Source organism: Halobacillus sp. (genome assembly GCF_049282395.1).
Lineage (GTDB): Bacteria > Bacillota > Bacilli > Bacillales > Halobacillaceae > Halobacillus.
In genome coordinates, this window is record NZ_JBAPTY010000362.1 from 1 (window position 1) to 21,284 (window position 21,284).

The 21,284-nt window shown below is 39.5% G+C and carries 24 protein-coding genes; 15 read left to right on the forward strand and 9 right to left on the reverse strand.

The features are described from left to right. Nucleotides 1-258: 258 nt before the first annotated feature. Nucleotides 259-900 (forward strand): 3D domain-containing protein, encoded by a 642-nt coding sequence (locus WAM07_RS15255; protein WP_422168194.1) that lies wholly within the window; start codon nucleotides 259-261, stop codon nucleotides 898-900. A gap of 68 nt (nucleotides 901-968) precedes the next feature. Here the strand turns inward: WAM07_RS15255 and WAM07_RS15260 are convergent, their stop codons facing one another. Beyond that, nucleotides 969-1,451: a divergent PAP2 family protein gene (locus tag WAM07_RS15260; protein WP_014644128.1), complete on the reverse strand. Its 483-nt coding sequence runs from the start codon at nucleotides 1,449-1,451 to the stop codon at nucleotides 969-971. A 289-nt stretch (nucleotides 1,452-1,740) separates the two neighbouring features. Here WAM07_RS15260 and WAM07_RS15265 point away from each other — a divergent pair, with 289 nt between their 5' ends. Next, a complete protein-coding gene (locus tag WAM07_RS15265; protein WP_422168196.1) occupies nucleotides 1,741-1,962 on the forward strand; it encodes a hypothetical protein in 222 nt (73 codons plus the stop codon). Between the two features lie 31 nt (nucleotides 1,963-1,993). Here WAM07_RS15265 and deoD read toward each other — a convergent pair whose 3' ends face one another. After that, on the reverse strand, nucleotides 1,994-2,704 hold the full coding sequence (gene deoD / locus WAM07_RS15270) for a purine-nucleoside phosphorylase (RefSeq protein ID WP_422168198.1): 711 nt from the start codon (nucleotides 2,702-2,704) through the stop codon (nucleotides 1,994-1,996). A gap of 213 nt (nucleotides 2,705-2,917) precedes the next feature. On the opposite strand from deoD, the gene WAM07_RS15275 reads away from it, so the two are divergent. Together WAM07_RS15275 and WAM07_RS15280 are read left to right on the forward strand one after the other, a co-directional pair. Further along, nucleotides 2,918-3,406 carry a cation:proton antiporter regulatory subunit gene (locus tag WAM07_RS15275; RefSeq protein WP_422168200.1) on the forward strand — a complete coding sequence of 163 codons (489 nt, stop codon included), beginning with the start codon at nucleotides 2,918-2,920 and terminating at the stop codon, nucleotides 3,404-3,406. Nucleotides 3,407-3,412: 6 nt separating this feature from the next. Continuing rightward, on the forward strand, nucleotides 3,413-4,591 hold the full coding sequence (locus WAM07_RS15280) for a cation:proton antiporter (protein ID WP_422168202.1): 1,179 nt from the start codon (nucleotides 3,413-3,415) through the stop codon (nucleotides 4,589-4,591). 49 nt (nucleotides 4,592-4,640) lie between these two features. Here the strand turns inward: WAM07_RS15280 and WAM07_RS15285 are convergent, their stop codons facing one another. Then, on the reverse strand, nucleotides 4,641-5,027 hold the full coding sequence (locus WAM07_RS15285) for a kinase-associated lipoprotein B (protein WP_422168204.1): 387 nt from the start codon (nucleotides 5,025-5,027) through the stop codon (nucleotides 4,641-4,643). Between the two features lie 92 nt (nucleotides 5,028-5,119). Here WAM07_RS15285 and WAM07_RS15290 point away from each other — a divergent pair, with 92 nt between their 5' ends. Beyond that, nucleotides 5,120-5,335: a hypothetical protein gene (locus WAM07_RS15290; protein ID WP_422168205.1), complete on the forward strand. Its 216-nt coding sequence runs from the start codon at nucleotides 5,120-5,122 to the stop codon at nucleotides 5,333-5,335. A 105-nt stretch (nucleotides 5,336-5,440) separates the two neighbouring features. Next, nucleotides 5,441-6,019: a superoxide dismutase family protein gene (locus tag WAM07_RS15295; RefSeq protein WP_422168207.1), complete on the forward strand. Its 579-nt coding sequence runs from the start codon at nucleotides 5,441-5,443 to the stop codon at nucleotides 6,017-6,019. Between the two features lie 290 nt (nucleotides 6,020-6,309). Here WAM07_RS15295 and WAM07_RS15300 read toward each other — a convergent pair whose 3' ends face one another. After that, entirely contained in the window at nucleotides 6,310-7,497 is a 1,188-nt protein-coding gene (locus tag WAM07_RS15300; protein ID WP_422168209.1) for a MalY/PatB family protein, read from the reverse strand. Nucleotides 7,498-7,712: 215 nt separating this feature from the next. Beyond that, nucleotides 7,713-8,066, reverse strand: a complete 354-nt coding sequence (locus tag WAM07_RS15305; RefSeq protein WP_422168210.1) for a helix-turn-helix domain-containing protein — start codon at nucleotides 8,064-8,066, stop codon at nucleotides 7,713-7,715. A gap of 214 nt (nucleotides 8,067-8,280) precedes the next feature. Between WAM07_RS15305 and yugI the strand changes: the two genes are divergently transcribed. After that, nucleotides 8,281-8,673 carry a S1 domain-containing post-transcriptional regulator GSP13 gene (gene yugI, locus WAM07_RS15310; protein ID WP_014644118.1) on the forward strand — a complete coding sequence of 131 codons (393 nt, stop codon included), beginning with the start codon at nucleotides 8,281-8,283 and terminating at the stop codon, nucleotides 8,671-8,673. A 49-nt stretch (nucleotides 8,674-8,722) separates the two neighbouring features. On the opposite strand, the gene WAM07_RS15315 is transcribed toward yugI, so the two are convergent. Beyond that, nucleotides 8,723-8,959, reverse strand: a complete 237-nt coding sequence (locus WAM07_RS15315) for a DUF378 domain-containing protein (protein WP_014644117.1) — start codon at nucleotides 8,957-8,959, stop codon at nucleotides 8,723-8,725. A 150-nt stretch (nucleotides 8,960-9,109) separates the two neighbouring features. Between WAM07_RS15315 and WAM07_RS15320 the strand changes: the two genes are divergently transcribed. From WAM07_RS15320 to WAM07_RS15330, 3 genes are all read left to right on the forward strand, one after another. After that, nucleotides 9,110-10,276, forward strand: coding sequence for an iron-containing alcohol dehydrogenase (locus WAM07_RS15320; protein ID WP_422168213.1), 1,167 nt, complete (start codon nucleotides 9,110-9,112; stop codon nucleotides 10,274-10,276). A gap of 150 nt (nucleotides 10,277-10,426) precedes the next feature. Further along, a complete protein-coding gene (locus WAM07_RS15325; protein ID WP_422168214.1) occupies nucleotides 10,427-11,773 on the forward strand; it encodes a glucose-6-phosphate isomerase in 1,347 nt (448 codons plus the stop codon). 118 nt (nucleotides 11,774-11,891) lie between these two features. Then, nucleotides 11,892-12,320 (forward strand): YugN-like family protein, encoded by a 429-nt coding sequence (locus WAM07_RS15330; RefSeq protein WP_422168216.1) that lies wholly within the window; start codon nucleotides 11,892-11,894, stop codon nucleotides 12,318-12,320. Here the strand turns inward: WAM07_RS15330 and WAM07_RS15335 are convergent. Beyond that, nucleotides 12,291-13,289, reverse strand: a complete 999-nt coding sequence (locus tag WAM07_RS15335) for a potassium channel family protein (RefSeq protein ID WP_422168217.1) — start codon at nucleotides 13,287-13,289, stop codon at nucleotides 12,291-12,293. The genes WAM07_RS15330 and WAM07_RS15335 overlap by 30 nt on opposite strands. Nucleotides 13,290-13,387: 98 nt before the next feature. Continuing rightward, nucleotides 13,388-13,939, reverse strand: coding sequence for a thioredoxin family protein (locus tag WAM07_RS15340; RefSeq protein WP_422168219.1), 552 nt, complete (start codon nucleotides 13,937-13,939; stop codon nucleotides 13,388-13,390). 125 nt (nucleotides 13,940-14,064) lie between these two features. Between WAM07_RS15340 and WAM07_RS15345 the strand changes: the two genes are divergently transcribed. The 5 genes from WAM07_RS15345 to WAM07_RS15365 all read left to right on the forward strand — a co-directional run bounded on the left by WAM07_RS15345 (nucleotide 14,065) and on the right by WAM07_RS15365 (nucleotide 20,085). Next, the gene (locus WAM07_RS15345; RefSeq protein WP_422168221.1) at nucleotides 14,065-15,123 is read left to right on the forward strand and encodes a M20/M25/M40 family metallo-hydrolase; all 1,059 of its coding nucleotides are present in this window, start codon (nucleotides 14,065-14,067) and stop codon (nucleotides 15,121-15,123) included. A 136-nt stretch (nucleotides 15,124-15,259) separates the two neighbouring features. After that, on the forward strand, nucleotides 15,260-15,469 hold the full coding sequence (locus WAM07_RS15350) for a hypothetical protein (RefSeq protein WP_422168223.1): 210 nt from the start codon (nucleotides 15,260-15,262) through the stop codon (nucleotides 15,467-15,469). Between the two features lie 288 nt (nucleotides 15,470-15,757). Further along, entirely contained in the window at nucleotides 15,758-16,600 is an 843-nt protein-coding gene (ablB, locus tag WAM07_RS15355; RefSeq protein ID WP_422168224.1) for a putative beta-lysine N-acetyltransferase, read from the forward strand. Between the two features lie 155 nt (nucleotides 16,601-16,755). Further along, entirely contained in the window at nucleotides 16,756-18,099 is a 1,344-nt protein-coding gene (locus WAM07_RS15360) for an ATP-grasp domain-containing protein (RefSeq protein ID WP_422168226.1), read from the forward strand. A 15-nt stretch (nucleotides 18,100-18,114) separates the two neighbouring features. Continuing rightward, nucleotides 18,115-20,085, forward strand: coding sequence for a hypothetical protein (locus WAM07_RS15365; RefSeq protein ID WP_422168228.1), 1,971 nt, complete (start codon nucleotides 18,115-18,117; stop codon nucleotides 20,083-20,085). A 1,015-nt stretch (nucleotides 20,086-21,100) separates the two neighbouring features. Here WAM07_RS15365 and WAM07_RS15370 read toward each other — a convergent pair. Continuing rightward, on the reverse strand, nucleotides 21,101-21,284 hold a 184-nt coding region (locus WAM07_RS15370; RefSeq protein WP_422168230.1), incomplete at its 5' end, for an alpha-amylase domain-containing protein.

The window sequence follows — 21,284 nt, forward strand, 5'->3', positions numbered from 1 at the left end:
GAAGCTCACCGTTCCCCCATAGGAAAGCGAGTTATTTCCCCACCAGCCCTCCTCCACGTAGAGTAACGGACCCAATTTATCTCGAAATCAAGTCTTCAACAAACGGGAGCTTTACCTTAATAACAACACGGAAGATTAACATAGCCTTTTAGTAAAGTATAAGATTCACTTTAAAGAGGTCCGCTTTTCATCCTTCCATTGAATTGTTCTGTATAAATTATTCGAGCTTGGACATGATTACACCTAGAGGTGATTTTCATGAGCAAACGCCTGAAAAAAATGTTGCTATTTACATTGTTTATCTTAGCTTTATACAATACAGTAGCCAATGTGTCCAATCTATCAATGGGAGATTTTGATGAGTGGGTCTCTGTTAAGTTTAGAAAGGACGCTCCTGAATATATTTTAGATGCTTCAGCCACTCAGCCTGTGCTTCTTTCAAGGGCTGCTGAAGAATCTAAACGAAAGCTTGCAGAAACGATTGACCTATCTCAATTTCAATCTCACACTGTCACAGCTACCGGGTACACAGCAGGTCCCGAATCAACGGGAAAAACCCCGGATCACCCTGGTTATGGCATTACTTTTTCGGGGGTCAATGTTAAAAGAGATTTATATTCGACGATTGCGGCCGATCTCGATGTCTTTCCTATAGGAACCGTACTTTTTATTCCTGATTATGGTTATGGGGTAGTGGCAGATAAAGGTGCTGCTATTCAAGGGAATGAACTTGATTTATATTTTCCAACCGTAGAAGAGGTTTACAAACAATGGGGGAAAAAAACGTTAGATGTATATATTATAGAAGAGGGTAATGGAACTCTTTCAGAAGAGCGGTTGAATGTACTGAATGAAAACGAGTCCTTACAAGTATTTCGATCTCAAATTTTAAAACGTTAAAAAAGAAGGGTCCCCCGTGAGCTCCCTACTTTTTAACGTTATTTATATTTAGATATCAAAATTGCAGGTTAGTAAATCCAGGCGTAGAGTAAAAAGGTTAATAAAATTCCTGTCAATCCTCCGAAGAAAACCTCAATAGGCTGATGGCCTAATAATTCTTTCAGTTCTTCTTTCTTCTGGTATTGTTCTTTATTACCCCAATCTCTTGCTTCATTCACAAACCGGTTAAAATCATTCGTTAAAATGTTCAGCATAATGGCCTGTTCTCCAGTTTGCCTCCGGACTCCAGTTGAATCAAACATAACAATGATGGTAAAAACACAAGCAACGGCAAAAATCGATGAATTAAACCCCTGCTGGATTCCGACGCCTGTAGCGAGCGCCGTCACGGCAGCTGAATGACTGCTCGGCATGCCTCCGGTGCTGAATGCCAGACTGGGATTAAAGTTTCTAGATGCAATAAATTGAATCGGAATTTTTACTATTTGAGCAAAAAAAATCGAAGCAATTGAAGCCCATAAAGGGAAATTATGCAATAAGTCCAACAACATGTTGACATCCTTTCCACAAATTAAGAAATGTATGTATATAAAATTGCAGTTTCTGACTTTATCAGAACATGGTAATTATATCATAATTTTAGGTTGGACGTCTTAAAAAAGCATACAGGTAAAGGGGAATACTTACCTGGTCATAATTTTAAACTGGATTAGGAATACTTGAATAAAGACCCTTAAACCTAAACGATAGAAAGGGGTTGAAATTAGAAAACGAAGGCCCAAACGTAACCAAAGAAACTGTATAAGATAAAGAAAGCTGTCATGCAGGGGATATAATACTATGACTTTAAAATTACCTGATTTCACCCCTCGATCTATTCTGAAAACTGATCGATTAAAAAGCCTCTATAAAAACCAAGGTAAATGCGTAGTCGTTTATACCAGAGAACTAACCTTTCGTGGGATACTTGAACAAATACGTCCTGAGTTTTTCCTGATAATTGCAGGAGATACGATTTATGAATTGGAACTAAAAGATCTGATTGAAATTAAACAAAATTAAAGACACCCTCTTCAAAAGAGGGTGTCCTTGATTACTCTTGAATGGCAGCTTCCAACGCGACCTCAATCATTTCATTAAAGGTAGTCTGGCGCTCTTCGGAAGTTGTTTCTTCCCCTGTAAGGATATGATCGCTTACGGTTAGTACGGATAGAGCTTGACAACCATGTTTGGCTGCTAATGTATAAAGAGCTGTGGTTTCCATCTCAACGGCTAATACGTTATAGTCAGCCAGCTGTTTGAATAAATCCATCGCATTGTCGCGATAAAAACTGTCGCTCGTAAATACGTTGCCGACCCGTAATTTTAAACCTTTTTCCGTACCGGCATCATAAGCATTTTTTAATAAATTGAAATCTGCAGCAGGAGCGAAATCGATACCGCCAAAAACCATCCGGTTCATTTGTGAATCCGTTGTTGAAGTAGAAGCAAGGATAACATCTCTGACTTTCACATCATTTTGCAAGGCTCCGCAAGATCCAACACGAATTAATTGTTTTACACCATAGCCTTCGATCAATTCATTTACGTATATTGAAATAGAAGGAACACCCATACCTGTACCTTGTACAGAAATCCGTTCTCCTTTATAGGTCCCTGTATAACCATACATTCCGCGGACCTCGTTGTAACAAACAGGATCGTCTAAGAAGTTTTCAGCTATATATTTAGCTCGTAAAGGGTCTCCGGGAAGAAGGATTTTTTCTGCTATTTCTCCTTTTTCAGCCCCAATATGTGTTGTCATTATTTTAACCTCCCAAGGTATCGTTTTACCTATTTTAAATTACCACACACCATTTCAGATGACAAATTAGGGGGGCAAAGTAAATTGAAGCGTCAAAAGCATTTATAAATACTCAAATTATAAAGAAATTCCTTTTCATATAGAATCAGTCCTATCAATAGGGAGCATTCTGTTATAATTAAATGGAAGAAGAAAGTAAGGAGTGCTGGTCAGATGAACATTTCAATATCCCAGCTGCCTGGGATTGGTCAAAAAATCTCTTTAAAAACAGGTGAAGACAGCATGCTTGTGTTAATTGTCCACCACACAGGCAAAAGAGAACTTTATTTTTTCGAAGATGCAGATAGTGAAGAGGCTGATTTTGCAATGGATCTTACATCTGATGAGACAAGAGAGCTTGGAGCACAATTATTAGGTGCTACTTACCAGCCAGTAGATGCTGATAAATTGAAAATCTTCAAGAATCAGATTGTTATTGACTGGGTTGAATTATCGAAGCGTTCAAGTATTGCTCATCAGACAATTGAAGAATCCGAAATAAGGAATAAGACAGGGGCCACCATTATTGGTATTGTCAAAGGGGATGAGACCATCGCCATTCCTGAGGCGAATACCACGTTGGTACCCGGGGACGTCATCATGACAATTGGTAAACAGGATCAAATCGACACATTGTCAGATTTGTGTAAAGGAGAGGAATGATCATAGGTGCCTACTGATTTTCCGGCTTTACTGGGGGCTGGGCTGATTTTACTCTTCATCTTTTACTTAGGATTCTTAAGTTTGAAGATAAAAGTACCCAATGTCATTTTATATATTTTATTAGGGATAATATTGGCTGACTTCCTCCACGACAGCGAATTGCTGCATTTTGCCAGTGAAATCGGAATTGTATTGCTTTTTTTCATATTAGGACTTGAGTTTAATGTGAATCGTCTGGGCGGCATTGCGAAAAAGATATGGCCTTCCGGGCTTCTCGATGTTTTCTTAAGCCTGGGGGTTACGACTGGGATTGCTCTTTTATTTAATTTAGATCTATTTTCAAGTTTCTTGATTGGCGGTATTACGTATGCGACCAGTTCTTCCATTACAGCCAAGCTATTAGATGACCGTGGACGTATGGCTAATACGGAAACCGAATTTATGCTGGCTATACTAATATTTGAAGACCTGGTTGCGCCCCTTGTTGTGGCTATCTTATTTGGAGTGAGCTCAGGGGAAAGCTTTACTTCTCTCACGTTTATTTTGCTAGTAGGTAAAATTTTAGGGTTGGCAGCCTTAGCTATCATATTAAGTAAAACCCTTTTCAAACGTTTTGAAACGTTTCTTGATCGAATTGATGATGAAGATTTTAAGATAGCGCTGCTGGTCGGGATTGCTCTTTCCTTTGGGGGACTCGCCCTGTTACTTGGATTATCTGAAGTATTGGGTGCATTCTTAGCGGGAATGATGCTAGCAGAGATTGGAAAAATCGAAAAGGTCGAGCAGACCGTATACCCTGTTAGAGATTTAATGCTTCCTACTTTTTTTATCTACTTTGGGACGACCATTGAACTTGGAGACGGGGTGCCCATGGCAGGGTTGCTTGTATCCATCTTAGTGTGGTCTGTATTTTCTAAAATTTTATTAGGGGTGCTTGGCGGTCCGTTGTATGGATTATCCAAGCGTGTTTCTCTAAGAGCGGGATTATCCATGTGCGCACGTGGAGAGTTTTCCGTAGTAATTGCAAGTACGGCTGCAGGGGTCTTAAAAGTTTTCAGTGGTTTATATATCGTCATTGCTGCTTTTGTAGGAATGCTTTTATTTGAACAAGCCTCATGGATTACAAATAAAGTGTATGGAAAGCCGGTTAAGAAAAAGAAGAATTTAAAAGTTCCCGGTGGTTAATGAATTAATAAGAGGGAGCCAATCCGGCACCCCCTCATCAGGGAGTCAACTATGACTTGAAGTATTGGTTTTCTAAATCTTCAAGCTGCTGCTTGGCGTTTTGATTGAATTCTGTTTCTCTTCTAGTCAGTTTTGACTTTAATTTTTCTACAGCCTGTTTTAGTGACGCCTCATAATCTGGAACTGTATCTTCTTCAAAGGGGTGAACCGCTTCTTTTTGTACATTAGCTTTCTCATTTAAGCTGAGTGCTTTGCGCTGATGGAAGAACACATCTTCTGTTTGACCTGGATTATGGAGATCACCTTGCATAGGGTGCTTATCTACAGCGAGTATTTTAACTAAATAGAAGCGGTTTCGGTCTTCTACGACCTCTCCCACATAAATTCCTGTTTTATAGTGAGCTTTTACAAGAGCTCCTTTTTCAAATTCAGCCATCATAATTCCTCCTTTTGTCATTCATTGTACCAAACATTTAAATTGTGAAGAAATGGTGAAGCTCGTGAAAAACGTGAGGAGAATTTGATATAATGGCAGGAGATATGGAAGGAAGTGATCGTCCTATGATGGAATTCTTATACTTTCCAGAAGATAAATCTGAGTACATTCCGGCTGTACTTATGCTTATTTTATTTATCATTGCTGCGGCTGTAACGATGATTTTTATAATTAAGGCCTCCCGTAAAGAGGAGAAGAAAACAGAAGAAACGTTTTATCCTAAGGAGCACAAAGAGAACGAACGCTGATATTCAAATTATAACCACGCCAATCATAGGTGTGGTTTTGTTATATAATTTTGAATGATGGGGGACAATAATCATAACATTGAGGTCTATAAATGGAGGTCCATTATGTACAAATGGTTATTGCCAGTTCTTGCTTTCTTAATTATCCTGGGTGGCTGTGCTTCTGGAGAAGAAAGGTCACCACTTGAAACATCTATTTATAATAGTGAAAACGATAAAATTGGAACTGCGACTTTTAAGGAGCGTCCAGAAGGGGTGGAAGTCGCCCTTAAGGTTGAAGGAGTGGAGCCGGGAATTCATGCGGTTCATATTCATGAATTTCCTAAGTGTGAGGCTCCAGATTTTAAAAGTGCAGGCAACCATTTTAATCCAATGGATAAAGAGCATGGATTGATGAATACGAAGGGTGCTCATACAGGAGACATGGCAAATGTGGAAGCGGATGGAAGTGGAATGATTGATGTAAAGCTTGTCTTAAGTGAAGCTAAGCTTAAAGAAGCTCAGCAGTCACTGCTAAGGAAGGAAGGCACATCCATTGTCCTGAGCAGCGGTGTAGATGATGGAATGTCTCAGCCATCTGGCAATTCTGGCGAACGTATCGCTTGTGGAAAAATTACATTAAAAGCAGATGATGATGATACAACGGATCCTACCGAGCCAGATAAAGAGCAAGAAGAGAGTTAAATGAGTCTTCCTTTTTAGGAGGGCTACTGAAAAACTCTTTTCTATCGAATCTTTAAATATTTTCTTGAAATGGCTTCAGAATATGTCGTCATTGATCCCAGCCTATAGGGTCTTGAAGGTATACGTGTCCAAGAGGCGATGGAAAGTTTCACGGCTGAAAAGAATCATGAAGTATAGAGGATATAAATCCCATGATACTAAAAGAAAAGCGGACTGTGCGGAAATCAAATGCCGCACAGTCCGCTTTTTTTATTGTATTTCATAGACCTGAGTTTTCTGTGCCCGCTTTTTTAAGGAGATTTTTCTTCGTTCTGATGAACAGCTTCAATAATCCGAGTCACTCCATCTTCAAGAATAGACATAGGAGCAGCTATGTTAATCCGCATAAATCCTTCTCCTTCTTCCCCAAAAGAAGCCCCATCGTTCAGGCCGACTTTAGCTTGCGTTTGCATAAAGGATTTAAGGTCTTTCTGTTCGAGGCCGAGAGAGCGGCAGTCCAGCCAAAGAAGATAGGTTCCTTCTGCCGGAAGGACTCGAATGGATTGGGTTTCTTGGTGGAATCGTTTCATGACATAGTCACGATGGTTCTCTAATGTTTGGTTTAATTCTTCCAGCCATTCCTCGCCGTATTCGTAGGCAGCTTCCATAGCTGTAATACCAAGTGTATTTAACATAACCATTCCCTGGTTCTTAAATTGTTGGTCGATTTGTTCTCTTAATTCTTTGTTCGCTGTCACTAAATAAGAGGCTTGCAGACCTGCAAGGTTAAATGTCTTAGTAGGAGACAAGCACGTGATGGTCCGCTGATTGATATCTTCATTTAATGAAGCTATTGGAATATGAGTATGACCACTGAAAATTAAATCGGCATGGATTTCATCTGCAATGATCATCACATCATGTTTTACGCAAATTTCGCTCATCTTGTTTAATTCGTCCTTTGTCCATACACGTCCCACTGGATTGTGAGGATTGCACAAAATGAACATTTTGACTTGATTATCTTTTATTTTTTGCTCGAAATCTTCGAAATTAATTTCGTAACGATCCCCAGTAAACTCTAGAGGATTGGTTATCAACTCTCGTCCATGGTCTTTTACCACACTGTAGAAAGGCGGATAAACAGGAGTTTGGATCAATACGGGATCTTTTTCTTGGGTTAACGCTTGAATAATCATATGCAAGGAAGGTATAACTCCAGGGCTATATGTAATCCAGTCAGGTTCCACTTTCCAATTGTGTCTCTTATCAAGCCAGCCTGTTATTTTATTTTTTATAAGGTCATCCGGCCAAGTGTAACCAAAAATGCCATGTTCAACTCTTTCTTGAAGAGCCTGTTTCACTGCTTCAGGTATCTGAAAGTCCATGTCAGCTACCCACATGGGCAGTACTTCTTTATCCTGATACAAATCTTCAGCCATATCCCATTTAACCGATCTTGTTCCTTTTCTAGGTGTTACTGTATTAAAACGACTCATAGTCAGCCCTCCATCTCTTGTAGGTTTACTATTTATGATAACTTATGGATTTAGATAAATGAAAATATATCGTTTCTAACATTTTTATTTTCAGGGTATCCATTTTCAAAAAAAAATAAGCAAAGCGAGCGTACGCTTTGCTTACACAGGGGGAATACGAGAAAGTCTTACGTTATACATTATTACCACATTTGATAGATATTAAACCTATTTATTTATTTTTTTTGCTGATTTAAATCGTATAAGAGATTCATAGCCCGCAGAACGTCCTGTTCAGAAAAATCACGAGCCTTTTTTAAGATCAGCTTTGAGCGTTTAACCCCAATTTCTTTAATAAGGGTTTGTAATTCATCGTCCATCAGGGTATCTTCTTCTTCTGTTTCCATTAACTCTGACGCGGGAATGTCGAGTACAGTAGAAATTTTTAAGATGGTATCGAGCTCGGGAAATCGTTCGTTATTTTCATAGCTTTCTAATGTATGGACTCCCATTCGCGCTTTCATCGCTAATTCATCTTTTGTAACCTTTTTTAATTCTCTGTGTTTACGAATATTATCCCCAATTGACATAATTGTTCCTCCTCTGTGCTTTTCTCCATTATACCATGGAGGCTAATGGAGAAGACCTGAATTCACAAAAGGGTCACTAAAGAAATTGTCAGAAATTGACGAACCTAATCTATTGATTTTATTCAGTATAGAGTTTTGCTAAATAGGCTGAACTGTGGTAAAATCATTAATTGCGTGAAAAGAATCGAATAATATATATCAGGAGTTGTATAGCATGTCAGAGAAGTTTCAAGAAGGTCAAGTATTAGAAGGTAAAGTCACAGGAATTCAACCATATGGTGCATTCGTTGCGCTTGATGATCAAGTCCAAGGTTTAGTTCATATTTCTGAAGTGACACACGGTTTTGTGAAAGATATTAACGAGCATCTTTCTGAAGGAGATGAAGTGCAAGTTAAAATCTTGAATATCGATGAAAAGAGCAATAAATATTCTCTTTCTATTCGTGCCACACAAGAAGCTCCAAAGGCTGAACAGCGTCGCCCGCGTAAACAGGCGGCACCTAAACAGCAACAACAGGAAGATGCTTCTGCAGGATTTAACACTTTGAAAGATAAGCTTGAAGACTGGATTAAGCAGTCTGATGATCGTGAAAAATACCGTAAATAATGCTCCGTGATTAAAAATGGCTCAGGTATCTAACCTGAGCCATTTTTTTTTATTCTGTTGATTCTACTGTAGAGTCACTATATTCAGCAGCAGGTGAGAAGTAAATGGAAATGGCGATAAGTCCACTAATGCCGACGAGAGTATAGATGACACGAGCAAAAGCTCCACTCTGCTCTCCACCGCCAAACAAACCAGCAACCAGGTCATATTGGAATAGCCCAATTAATCCCCAGTTGATAGCTCCAACAATAATTAGCAGTAAAGCAACACGTTGAATCCAACTCATGATAAAACCCTCCTGTTCAAGATTGAGATAGAATCATTTCTAGCTTGAGCCACCTTCCAAAAAATATACATATTGCATATCTTTTGAGCCTAAGACAAAAATGGGGGATAATATGATAGGTAATCATAGTTAAGAAAGGAGTTTCTATAGATGGATAATTTTACATTTTATAATCCAACGAAATTAATTTTTGGTAAAGACCAAGTAACTCAGCTGCCGTCTCAATTACCTGAAGGTACTAAAAAAGTACTGCTGGTATATGGTGGCGGAAGTATTAAGAAAAATGGGGTTTATGATCAGGTGGTTGAACAACTGAATCAAGCTGCCGTTGAAATCCTTGAACTCTCTGGAGTTGAGCCTAACCCTAAGCTGACAACAGTGAAAAAAGGAGTGGAGATTTGTCAGCAAGAAGGAGTAGACTTTCTGTTAGCCGTCGGTGGTGGAAGTGTCATCGACTGTACTAAAACAATCGCAACAGGCGCAAAATATGGAGGAGACCCATGGGACCTTGTAACAAGGAAAGAAAAACCTGAGGATGCCCTTCCTTTTGGTACCGTATTAACACTTGCCGCTACTGGTTCAGAAATGAATGCTGGTTCTGTTATTACCAATTGGGAGACCAATGAAAAGTATGGATGGGGAGCTCCGCCATATACTAATCCTTTATTTTCCATTTTAGATCCTCAATATACTGTTTCTGTTCCCAAAGACCAGACCGTATATGGAATTGTGGATATGATGACTCATATGCTAGAGCAATATTTCCATAATCCAACGCAATCTCCTGTTCAGGATGAGATGATTGAAGGAGTGTTAAGAACGGTTGTAAATACGGCACCTAAGCTTCTCGATAACCCGGAATCCTACGAGCATCGTGAAACGATTCTTTATTCAGGTACGATTGCTCTGAATGGTATGCTCCAAATGGGGTATCGAGGTGACTGGGCAAGTCATAATATTGAGCATGCAGTTTCGGCTGTATACGACATTCCCCATGCGGGAGGCCTCGCTATCTTATTCCCTAATTGGATGAAGCACAACTTAGATGTTAACCCAGATCGTTTCAAGCAGTTGGCTGTGAAGGTGTTCGGTGTTAATCCTGAAGGAAAATCCAGCCGTGAGGTTGGCGAAGAGGGAATTCAAGCACTCCGTACATTTTGGAGTTCAATAGGAGCTCCTGAAACACTGGACTACTATGATATAAACGATGAGAAATTTGATGTAATTACTGATCGAGCAATGAAAAGAGGACCTTTCGGAAACTTTAATCAATTAGAGTCGGAAGATGTCGTTCAAATTTTAGAAATGTCTAAATAAGCTGCTTAAGAGAGATCCATTACGTTTTGTTTTGGATCTCTTTTTTTAAATGTATCCGTTTACAATTTTAAGTTTGCTTGATTATAGGAGTAGGTTCCTATAAAGTGAAAATTGGATTAGGTTATTATATGACCAAATGGAGGGAAAGATATGACACACGTACGTTTTGATTATGAAAAGGCGTTGCCATTCTTCGGTAAACACGAGTTGGATTATATACAGGATGCCGTTACTCTAGCTCATGAAGCTTTACATGAAAAAAAAGGAGCAGGAAGTGATTTTCTAGGGTGGCTGGATCTGCCGGAAGATTATGATGAAGAAGAATTTGAACGAATTCATCAATCAGCTGAAAAAATTAAATCAGACTCAGATGTTCTGCTTGTAATAGGCATCGGCGGGTCTTATCTCGGAGCACGAGCAGCTCTGGAGATGCTGAATCACAGTTTCTACAACGAACTTGCTTCTGAAGATCGCAATACTCCGCAAGTATTCTTCGTGGGCAACAGCATTAGTGCTCCTTATATGAATGAACTTTTTGATGTACTAAAAAATAAGGATGTTTCAATTAATGTTATTTCCAAGAGCGGAACAACTACAGAACCTGCTATTGCTTTCCGCCTTTTCCGCAAGTTTCTGGAAGAAAAGTACGGAGTAGAGGAAGCCAGGAAACGCATTTATGCTACTACGGATAAGGAAAAAGGAGCTTTAAAGACGTTAGCTTCAGAACAAGGATATGAAACCTTCGTTGTTCCCGATGACGTAGGCGGACGCTATTCCGTTTTGACGGCTGTGGGATTGCTTCCAATTGCGGCAAGCGGAATTGATATTAATGAAATGATGAAAGGCGCTCAGTCTGCACGACAGGAATTAAGCTCAAGTAAGCTTTCAGAAAATCCTGCTTATCAATATGCAGCTGTTCGCAATGTTCTTTATAACAAAGGAAAAACAATTGAAATGTTAGTGAACTATGAACCATCTCTGCAATATTTTGGAGAGTGGTGGAAGCAGCTGTTTGGCGAAAGTGAAGGAAAAGATCAAAAAGGTATCTTCCCTGCTTCCGCTAACTTCTCCACAGACTTGCACTCGCTTGGACAGTATGTGCAGGATGGGCGAAAAGACTTGTTTGAAACCGTCCTCCATGTCGAGCAGCCTGCTTCAGATATTACGATTGAAGAAGATGAGCAGAACTTAGACGGCTTGAACTATTTAGCTGGTAAAACGGTTGATCAGGTAAATGAAAAAGCTTATCAGGGCACTATGCTCGCTCATACTGATGGACAAGTTCCTAACCTTATTCTTCATCTTCCTGAAAGAAACGCCTATACGTTTGGTTATCTTGTGTATTTCTTCGAGAAGGCTTGTGCCATCAGCGGGTACTTACTCGGCGTAAACCCGTTTGATCAACCTGGAGTGGAAGCATACAAGAAAAATATGTTTGCCCTTCTAGGGAAACCAGGGTTTGAAGAAGAGAAAGAGAAGCTTGAAAAACGCCTATAAGATTAAATTTTGTTGAATACAGGGAATAGGAAATAATTAACACCTCAGGTCATCCATATTTTGGATGACCTGAGGTGTTTTTAATTGGGCAAGATAGTGCTTAAAAGGAGTGAATAGAATGATACCATTATCTTCATCGCTTACAGGAAAAGTATATCGATTTACGGATGCAGAACTTGCCCTTAAACCAATTGGTTTTAAGCTTTCGGACAACTGGGATTATGAACATGGATACTTCGATTATAAGATCGATGATCATGTAGGCTATCAGTTTATACGGCTGCCGTTTACAATGGAGTCTGGATCTATGGATGCTCCGACTGACTATGCGACCATCCGCATGGAAGAACCCTTCCTGCTATCACATAAATATAATCCTGGTCTTGATGATAACGTTAAGGAAGGTAATTTCCGGGCGATTTTTGATCAATTCTCAGAGCCTGTTGATAAAGATGCTTCATTTCCGGAGGAGCACATTGGCACAGGGCAGGAAGTGTTGGCAGAAGCCGAGCAAGCTTTATTGACGAAGCGGGGAGAAGACGATTAAATAATCCCCTTTTTCCAATTTCATATCTCCATCGAGATCAAAGGAGACTTCTTTTCCCTTTTTAATACCGATAATTTGGCAGCTTTTCTTCAAGAAGTATTCTAGTGCTTGAATGATTGGCTGCCCTTCCAAATTATCAGGTACTTTTTCTTCATGAAATTGTCTGGTCGTCAATAAATCCAGTAACAACTCAAAAGGCTGAACTGGATCATTGCGGTAAAGTTCGTGGAAGAATAGACTGCTCATAAAATCATTAGATCGAATAACCGTGTTAGCTCCAGCTCTTTCCGCATTAATTCGCTGTCTGTCAGTCAACACTTCGGCAATAATAAATAATTCAGGGTGATGTCCTTTTGCAGCTACAGTCTGGTGAATAACGGATTGGTCCGATTGTTCTTCACGTTTAGAAGGGTCTGCGGTAATAATCGCCATTCTCGCCTCGCAAAGATTCGCTTTTAAGAGAATGTCTTCGTCGGTTGCATCTCCTTTGATAAAATGTACATAAGACAAGTTACGATAAAATTCGTGCATAGTACGATCTATGAGAACAATTCTTTCCTGGATTCCCTGAAATCCCATCATATCTATAAGCTGCCTTGTCCGTTCGTTCCATCCGATGATTACCAGATGATTTGACCCACGGAAGTCCACCTGTCCCCGAACTAAAGCTTCTTCATGTTTGACGGTGGAGGCTGACAGAGTGGCCATGTAGAAGGTTACCAGTCCCCCTCCAGTTAATATAAGCAAAATAGCCGTAATCTTTCCCAGGGCACTTAGCGGGACATAGTCACCGTAACCTACTGTAGCCCCGGTAACAAATGCCCACCATACCCCGTCAAATAAAGTAGGGAAGCTTCTCGGCTCAATCCAATGGATAATCATACCGAAAAAAGTCATCATAACGATGACTGTCCCTAAAAGTCTTAAGAATAAAGGTACTTGAAAATATAGCCGAACGAAGGATTGCATCATAAATGCTCCTTTTTTAGTTCATTATAGCTAATAAAAAGATGATTCAAACATAAAAAAACTTGCCCTAATCGCTTAGTGGCAAGTTATCTTTAAACTTATGCTAATGTTCTTATCATATCTTTGTAAACATAGTGCCAGAAATTCTGATGATCCCGATAAGCTTTTGTGATAAAAGTAAGCATCTGTTTCTGCTTTTCCTGATAATCTTTTGTTTCTTTCTCAGGCAGGCTGCCGATGGAATCATCCAGAAAAGTTTGCAGCTCTGGTGCTCTAGGGCCCCATGAACAAATCTCTTCCCCATCTCTATCTATGAAGATGATTATCGGTATGGAACGGGATTTCCCGTTGGTAAGATACCGGTCCATTAATTCAAGATTCTCATCACGTCTAAGAAAATGAGTTTCAATATGACCAGCTTCTGCTAATCGAAGAAAAATAGGTACATTTAACATCGCATCTCCGCACCAGTCTTCCGTAAGAACGACGGCACGTATATCTTTTTTCTGAAGTTTTTCAAAAAAAGGATAGTCCTCTGTAGAGATATTAAAGTGCTCATATATATATATAAGATCTTTTTGGAACTTGTCCATTGAATCCACGTATTCTTGGGCTGTCATCCCTTTTTGAAACCAGTCTTCCAAATTCATCGAATCCCCTCCTTCTAAATACTACATCTCAATATATTCCCTAATGGATGATTGTTTAAGCATGATTTAGAAAACTAAGTAACTTTTTTGATATGATGAGGAGAGAAAAAGGAGGAATAATAAAAATGAATGAAAACCGATTGGATTTTTTACTAGAATTGCTGCAAACTCCCTCTCCTTCCAGTATGGAGATGGAGATTCAAAAACGCTGGATTAAAGAAATAAAACCATTTTCTCATGAAGTCAGAACGGATCATGCTGGAAATGCTATTGCGATTCTGAATCCGGAAGCGGAATTTAAGGTACTGCTGGCCGGCCACTGTGACGAAATCGCATTGGTGATTAATCGAATTGATGAACAGGGATATCTTCATTTTGACAAAATGGGAGGGATTAATCCTAAAGCTGCTGTTGGAATGAAAGTCACGATCTTAGGTTATGATAGAACGTTGACAGGGGTGATAGGTGTTAATGCTCAGCACCATGGCGGAATAAAAGGAGACTTCGGCGTCGATGATTTATTCATTGATTGTGGTGCAAAATCTAAAGAAGAGATAGAAAAACTAGTGCAAATTGGTGATTTAGCGGTTTATAAACGTACCCCTGAAGTTATGATGGATCGCTACATAGCCGGACGAGGGTTGGATAATCGGACCGGTCAATTCATTGTAGGAGAAGTACTCAGGCGCTTATCTGAAAAACAAGTAAAAGTGGGAGTGTATGCGGCAAGTACGGTTAATGAAGAAACCAATATGGGAGGTGCGTTCTTTGCTGCTGCAGGTATTGAACCAACGATGGCTATCGCCTGTGATGTCACTTTCGCTACAGATTATCCAGGAGTGAACAAAAATAAATACGGCGATATTCAGTTAGATGAAGGTCCTGTGTTGGCAAAAGGAGCCCCGATCAATCGGAAGATCAACCAATTGCTAGAGAAAACTGCTAAAAAGCTGGATATGAAAGTCCAGTACGAACTCACTCCAAGAATGACAGGTACAGATGCAGATAAAATGCGTCTAACTGGCAAAGGTGTTCCAGTAAGCCTTGTATCTCTGCCGCTACGGTACATGCACTCTCCGGTAGAAACCGTAAGTATGAAAGATATTGACGAAGAAATTGATTTGTTAGTAGAAATGATTGCCAGCATGACAGGCGAAGAAAATTTAAATCCATTGGAAGATTAATAATAGAACTATGATCCGCCGTACCATGTTGTTTCCTATAGTTAATTCCTTCCTGGATAGGAATAATTCATGATTTTTTGGATATACTATCCATTAATGCTTTAAGTTTTATTTCCTTAACGAAGGAGAGAGCGGAATGGATCGGGAATTACTTCATCAAAGTATTATGTCTCTAAAGGGAAGAATAAGTACGGGCGAGTTAACTTTTAATGGATGTGAAGAATATGTATTTCACCAGTTGGATAAAGTAAAAGAGTTAGAGGATGGTTTAGTAGATATTAATACCGTATCGTCTTCTTTGAGGTTGTTGCTTCAGGCTGCAGAAACGCAAAAAGTGAAGGCATGATGGGTTGATAAAGACCTAATGGAAACGCCCCCTCGTTATTATGTGAGGGGGCTTATTTTTTCCAGAAATAAGGTATATTGCATCTCCAAAGTTCTATATGTCAAAAGTAGTGGAATTTCGACAAAATCTTTGGAGTCTTTCCAAGGAAATTAGACTTATATTGACAGGTAGTTAAGGTAGAATGTTTATTGAAGATGGTTACTAATAAGGACACTGAGGTGTTCAGCAGTTATAACGATAAGGAGTAGCCCATCTCTCCATAATAGACAATAAATAGGAGTGTACCTGATGATATCTGGAGATTTTCTTTCTGCCGGCACCTTGATGGAAAAAAGTTATTTTGACGTAGAACCTGTAAGCCGAAGAGTTAAGGTGTACGATCTGCCTGAGGACGTAAGTGGATTTATCAAGGAACTTACGCAAGCAGCCTATAAAAAAGACTGTGATAAGCTTATTTTTTATGTGAAAACTGGGAGTAAAGAAGAAGCAGATTTACAAGAACATTCCTGTAAAATTGAAGGAGAAATTAAAGGTTTTTTCCGTGGAGATGATACAAGAGTTTATGCTAAATATTTAAATCCTGACAGAGAGAAGAAAAAAGAGGGAAACGTCATTGACTATGTTAAACAATTGAATCATACTTCCACCGCGAAAACTAAAAAGCTGATGGACGGTTATACAATGAAGTGGGGTAGAGAAGAGAATGCTGAAGAAATGGCAGAACTCTATCAAACTGCTTTTGCTAAGTATCCTACTCCTATTCATAATCCAGATTATATCGTTGACATGATGAAAGACCATGTCCATTTTGCGCTCATTTTTAAAGGTGACAAGTTAGTTAGTGCCTGTTCTGCTGATGTATTTCCAGAATATAAAGCAGCAGAATTTACAGATTGTGCAACACTGCCGGAACATAGAGGCAAAGGTCTTTTATCTCATCAGTATCCTTTTCTTGAAGAAAAAGCGAAAGAATTAGGAATTCATACAATGTTCTCCTATACGAGGGCAACTTCAATGGGGATGAATATTGTGGCTGCTCAGCAAGGATTTACTTATGGTGGGTGCATGATTCAGAACAGCTGGATCGGGACAGGACTGGAAGATATGAATATCTGGTATAAAATTCTATAAAACGAAACAGGACAGCTCCTAGCTGTCCTGTTTTTTTATGCATAACATAATTAAAATTTAACATAAAAATTCGCTTGTATTTTAGGATAAATAGAGCTCTTGTGGAGATTCTAACTAAATGTTGCTTAATTATTTCAAGGATAGGTGAAAATCATATGCCAAGGCTTAATCAAGAAACAAATTCATTTAAATTTACGAATCAAAATGATCGTAAGCGGTTGAACGGAAGGCAGATGGGACCGCTTAGAATTAATCATGAACGACCAGAGCGCGGCAGTAAAGTGGCGTTAATTGGCTGGAGTGTGCCGTCAATTGAAGCTATGCAGCAAATGGAGAAACCATATATAGTGGTTAGCCATGAAGACTTTAAACCTTATGCGGAGCAGCATAACATTCCTTTTTTTGCATGGGATTTTGGAAAACCGAGCCATTATCAGGAGGTTTATGAACGATCAGGGGATCTTTTCACCCAATTAGTGGAGTTGGACGTCGGTCATACGATCCCTATCTTCGAGGAAACGGTAGAATGGTCTGGCGCATTGAATGCCCGACTACGAAATGACCCGAATGTATTCGATCACTCTATTCTCTTTAGAGATAAAGCGATGATGAAGCGCAGGGCTCACATAGGTGGGTTAAAAGTGGGCGTATTTGAAGAGGTAGAAAATAAGGAAGAGGTTAAACGTTTTTTCAGAAGGGTTAACCAATCAATGTTGAAAAACCATAGTCAAGAGCCTGATCCCATCCATTTTAAAGCGTTAAATAAGGCGGGAGCGGCCGGCCATCGCATGATATTTTCAGAAGAGGATATCGAAAGCAAGCTGACGGACGAAAGCTTTCCTGGGCTTGTAGAGAGTCATCTGCATGGGATGGAAATTTCATGTGAGGTTTTCATTCATAAGGGTGAAATCAAGTTTCTGAATATAACAGAATATGTACTTCTCGGATACTCCAGTATGGTGCCGCCGTCAGCTGCTTTAGAACATTATCGCCCTCTGATAGTAGAAGAAGTTGAGAAACTTATCCATGCCTTTGATATTCAATACGGCATGATCCATCCAGAATTTTTTATTACGGATCAGGATGAGGTTTACTTTGGAGAGGTCGCCTACCGAATTCCGGGCGGTCATATATTTGAACTGATACAAAAAGTATACAAATTCAATCCGTTTGGGGCTCACCTTCTTTGTTGTGATCCTCATACATCTCAGGAAGAACTGGAAAAATACGTGCCAAAAGAAGCAGAAGCCGATGGGCATGCGGGAAGTTTCTTAGTTTATCCCCGCAAGAAAACCGTAAGTCGTGTGCAAATTCCGCCTGAGATGGAAAGTCATCCGAGTTTTGATAAACATACGTTGTATAAGCCTACGATTACGAAGTTCCAGGACACAAATGAAGGATATGGAAATCATTGGGGAACGGTTTTTCTACACGGGAATGACAGCGAAGAGATTTCTCAATTATTAACCGATTATGTGGACTACGATTTTTATATTTAGGAGGAAGCACATGCGATGGCAGTAAAAATGGATACATCTAAAATTGAGGCTTTTAAACAAGAACTAGAGACCATGGAGTCTACTTATTCATTTGCAAAATCCATGTATCAAAGTAATGTATTACAGGCAGCAGCTAAGTTGATGGATGATGAGGAAGGTTTATCAGCTTTATACCAGCTTGCGGAACGCTATGAACAAGCTGGCATTTTTCAAGACAGTCCCTGGGAGGATCCGTCTAAGCTTCAGCCTTTTCTTGTAAAAGGGTCTCTTCAGGCAGGCGGTTTAACGACGATATCAGAAATGCTGAGTGAATTAAGAATGGTGGCTATAGCTAAAGGTGTATACAAGCGGGAAGGGATCTCAGAGGGGCAGGCAAAATCTTTCTTGCACGAAGTTATGGCTTTGAATATAGATATTCTCTTCCCAGAAGAAACGGAAGCCGCTCGGATTGAAGGTAAAGGAAAAGAAAAAGATCGGATGGAGCGCATATTTCAATTCTTAGAAGAAAAGTTATCCCTAGCTTCTATTTCAGGCGAACTAGTAAAAGAAATCAGCGGTCTTATTGCCCAGCGTCCCATCATGGTAAATAGAATCGTTAAAATGGTTAATCATGCGGAAAAGTTAATGGAAAAAGAGATTGAGGAGTCAGATAGAAAAGCCATCCAAACCTATGTAGATGCTATTAAGGGCAGAACGAAAAAAAGCAGAAACTGTGATACCAAAAAATACAGAAATAAAATGAAGAACTTAAAAGAAGATGCCATTAGGACTGAAGCTCAATCTTTTGCTAAAACGATGCGTGAAACGGGACTTGTCGCATCTAATCATGTGGTACTCGTCCGTTATATTAATAAACAGCATCCTCAGTTACTTGCTGAGGCGCTGGATTTAACGAACAAGGGAAAAGCAAATTTAGAAGAGCATATGTCGTTTGTGCAGCAATTAATTAAGGCGGGAATTCATATTCCATTAAAACAGTCACTATACGGTCTGGCAAAAATACTGGATCGAGGCGTTTTGTCCTCATCGCCGGTTATTCCAGGGCTGCGCAGAATCTTCGAATTGGATCTTCATTCAGAAACTAGAAAAGTACTGTTAAATTCCATTAATGGAAATGAAGGGATTACGGCAAATAGCATTCTGATCGCTGGAGTAATAAGCGTTCTTGGGCAGCCGCTTGGTATAGGGCAGGGAATGAACCCTACTTGTCAGACAGCGAGAGGAATAAGTCTGTGGTCACTTCATGCTCCAGGACACTTACTTGACTTAATTGCCAGAGCGGCAAGGGACGGGGATGTGGATCTTAACTTTGAAGGACAAACGATTCACTCAAAAGATTTACGGGAAGGATTAGTTGATGATCTACACGATGAATTAGACCCTGTTTCACTAATTCTTGTCCCGCATTTAGATCGAATTTATTCAGAGCTGGTTCGTCGTTCGAAATTCCGGGGCGATGATGTTCATAAATGGGTCAATCCGGCGTTTTATGGAAACTGGGTTCAAAAAGGATTTTGCGGTGTTATTGACCCTATGACAGGCTCTGTAGCTGATTATCCAGGATTTGTACGATTATTTTATGGTACCCATCATCCAGATTATAATGAAGGCTATGAATTGATTTATCCGAATCCGGTTGGAATATTTATTACCAATGCATTTGGGAAATTATTAGGGCTCCACGCCGTTTCTATCCAAAGAATTGCAAAAGACCCGGAGGGGGAAATGCGTATTTATTTCTATAACCCCAATAATGACAGCTCTCAAGACTGGGGGCAGGGTATAGAGCCCAGCGTAGAAGGGTGTAATGAGATTCCGGGAGAGTCTTCTCTTCCATTCCATCAATTTGTCTCCAGGCTATATGCATTTCATTATAACCAATATGAGCAGGGAGACGCTTATGCCGTTGAGGATGAAATTGTTCAAGAAGTAGAGAAGTTAGCAAAAGAGAGCTGGGGCGAACAGCATACGTGGGTACAATTATAAAAAAAATTAAAAATACCGGTTTCTGAGTCAACAGGAACCGGGGTTTTTTCTTTGGGGATGGCAGAAGGTGGATGAGGGGAATAGTAAATGAATTCAGGACTGCCTAAGTCAATTTCAAATTTGAAATTTTCTTTTATTATGACTAGTTCTGAAACTTATTTGCTAGTTCCCATTCACCCTTACTATGGTAAATGTGGTTTATAACTTAAGAGTTGCCATTTTTACACTCTTTTTATAAAATAAATATACAATTACATATCGATTCCATCTTCGGGGCAGGGTGATTAATTCATCTCATGGCTCTTTTTTTATATCTATTAACCTATCCAAGTGAAGTGATTTAAAATTGACATACTTTTTGACATACTTTTACTCACTTTTGATTATAACCTTATATATTCGATAAAGTAGATTAGCATAACTTTGCTAATAACAAGAATTGGTTTGAACACTATTATTCATTATTTATCATAAGGAATCCATGGGCGGCATGATGTGAGAGCCCCCAAAACCCTTTCATCATAGGATAGGAAAACAATTTGACTGGATATTGACTGGTTTTTAAAACTAAATTTAAAAGCCTCTCAAGAGTTTATAAACTTTTGGGAGGCTTTTATTTTATTCTTAAATAATCAGCCACTTATAATCTAGATGAATACATATGTAGATCTTTCGTCAGCAGCTAATAACATGGGGAGAATCCATGGGAAAAAATTCCGAGTCTACGATTGTTTATATGCTTTAGTAGTCCCCAAGGGGCATTAAAGACTAAAGTGAAAGGGCGAGATAAGTATCAATAAGGTGCCAGAATTCCTCTACACTTTTGTGATATAGTCGTTCATGTAATTGAGGATTAGATGATGGATCACTTCCTGATTGTGTTGTCGATAATTTTGCTTATGATAAAGAAAAAGGAGAACAAGTGGAAGTGGTATGTCCTTTTTGTGAAGCACGATGGACATAGCGAAAGACGCCCCAAGAGATTAATCGATGCTTGGGACGTGGAGAAGGCGCGTTAGCGCTTTTGTTCTTGTTCTTCTAATGCATTCTCTTTAACGTATATAGAGACGGTAGAGCTTTTCACACGGAACTGCCCGAAGCCGTCCTTTGTAATTTTTACGCGTGAGGGATGGTTACCTGTTATGTCTATCCAGATTTGTCCGGCGAGTTTTTTTCCGACATACATGCGTTTTTTTCCA

Coding starts and splice junctions, on each gene's coding strand:
- WAM07_RS15255 (WP_422168194.1), top strand. CDS start 259: ATGAGCAAACGCCTGAAAAAAATGTTGCTATTTACATTGTTTATCTTA.
- WAM07_RS15260 (WP_014644128.1), bottom strand. CDS start 1,451: ATGTTGTTGGACTTATTGCATAATTTCCCTTTATGGGCTTCAATTGCT.
- WAM07_RS15265 (WP_422168196.1), top strand. CDS start 1,741: ATGACTTTAAAATTACCTGATTTCACCCCTCGATCTATTCTGAAAACT.
- deoD (WP_422168198.1), bottom strand. CDS start 2,704: ATGACAACACATATTGGGGCTGAAAAAGGAGAAATAGCAGAAAAAATC.
- WAM07_RS15275 (WP_422168200.1), top strand. CDS start 2,918: ATGAACATTTCAATATCCCAGCTGCCTGGGATTGGTCAAAAAATCTCT.
- WAM07_RS15285 (WP_422168204.1), bottom strand. CDS start 5,027: ATGGCTGAATTTGAAAAAGGAGCTCTTGTAAAAGCTCACTATAAAACA.
- WAM07_RS15290 (WP_422168205.1), top strand. CDS start 5,120: ATGGCAGGAGATATGGAAGGAAGTGATCGTCCTATGATGGAATTCTTA.
- WAM07_RS15295 (WP_422168207.1), top strand. CDS start 5,441: ATGTACAAATGGTTATTGCCAGTTCTTGCTTTCTTAATTATCCTGGGT.
- WAM07_RS15300 (WP_422168209.1), bottom strand. CDS start 7,497: ATGAGTCGTTTTAATACAGTAACACCTAGAAAAGGAACAAGATCGGTT.
- WAM07_RS15305 (WP_422168210.1), bottom strand. CDS start 8,066: ATGTCAATTGGGGATAATATTCGTAAACACAGAGAATTAAAAAAGGTT.
- yugI (WP_014644118.1), top strand. CDS start 8,281: ATGTCAGAGAAGTTTCAAGAAGGTCAAGTATTAGAAGGTAAAGTCACA.
- WAM07_RS15315 (WP_014644117.1), bottom strand. CDS start 8,959: ATGAGTTGGATTCAACGTGTTGCTTTACTGCTAATTATTGTTGGAGCT.
- WAM07_RS15320 (WP_422168213.1), top strand. CDS start 9,110: ATGGATAATTTTACATTTTATAATCCAACGAAATTAATTTTTGGTAAA.
- WAM07_RS15325 (WP_422168214.1), top strand. CDS start 10,427: ATGACACACGTACGTTTTGATTATGAAAAGGCGTTGCCATTCTTCGGT.
- WAM07_RS15330 (WP_422168216.1), top strand. CDS start 11,892: ATGATACCATTATCTTCATCGCTTACAGGAAAAGTATATCGATTTACG.
- WAM07_RS15335 (WP_422168217.1), bottom strand. CDS start 13,289: ATGCAATCCTTCGTTCGGCTATATTTTCAAGTACCTTTATTCTTAAGA.
- WAM07_RS15340 (WP_422168219.1), bottom strand. CDS start 13,939: ATGAATTTGGAAGACTGGTTTCAAAAAGGGATGACAGCCCAAGAATAC.
- WAM07_RS15345 (WP_422168221.1), top strand. CDS start 14,065: ATGAATGAAAACCGATTGGATTTTTTACTAGAATTGCTGCAAACTCCC.
- WAM07_RS15350 (WP_422168223.1), top strand. CDS start 15,260: ATGGATCGGGAATTACTTCATCAAAGTATTATGTCTCTAAAGGGAAGA.
- ablB (WP_422168224.1), top strand. CDS start 15,758: ATGATATCTGGAGATTTTCTTTCTGCCGGCACCTTGATGGAAAAAAGT.
- WAM07_RS15360 (WP_422168226.1), top strand. CDS start 16,756: ATGCCAAGGCTTAATCAAGAAACAAATTCATTTAAATTTACGAATCAA.
- WAM07_RS15365 (WP_422168228.1), top strand. CDS start 18,115: ATGGCAGTAAAAATGGATACATCTAAAATTGAGGCTTTTAAACAAGAA.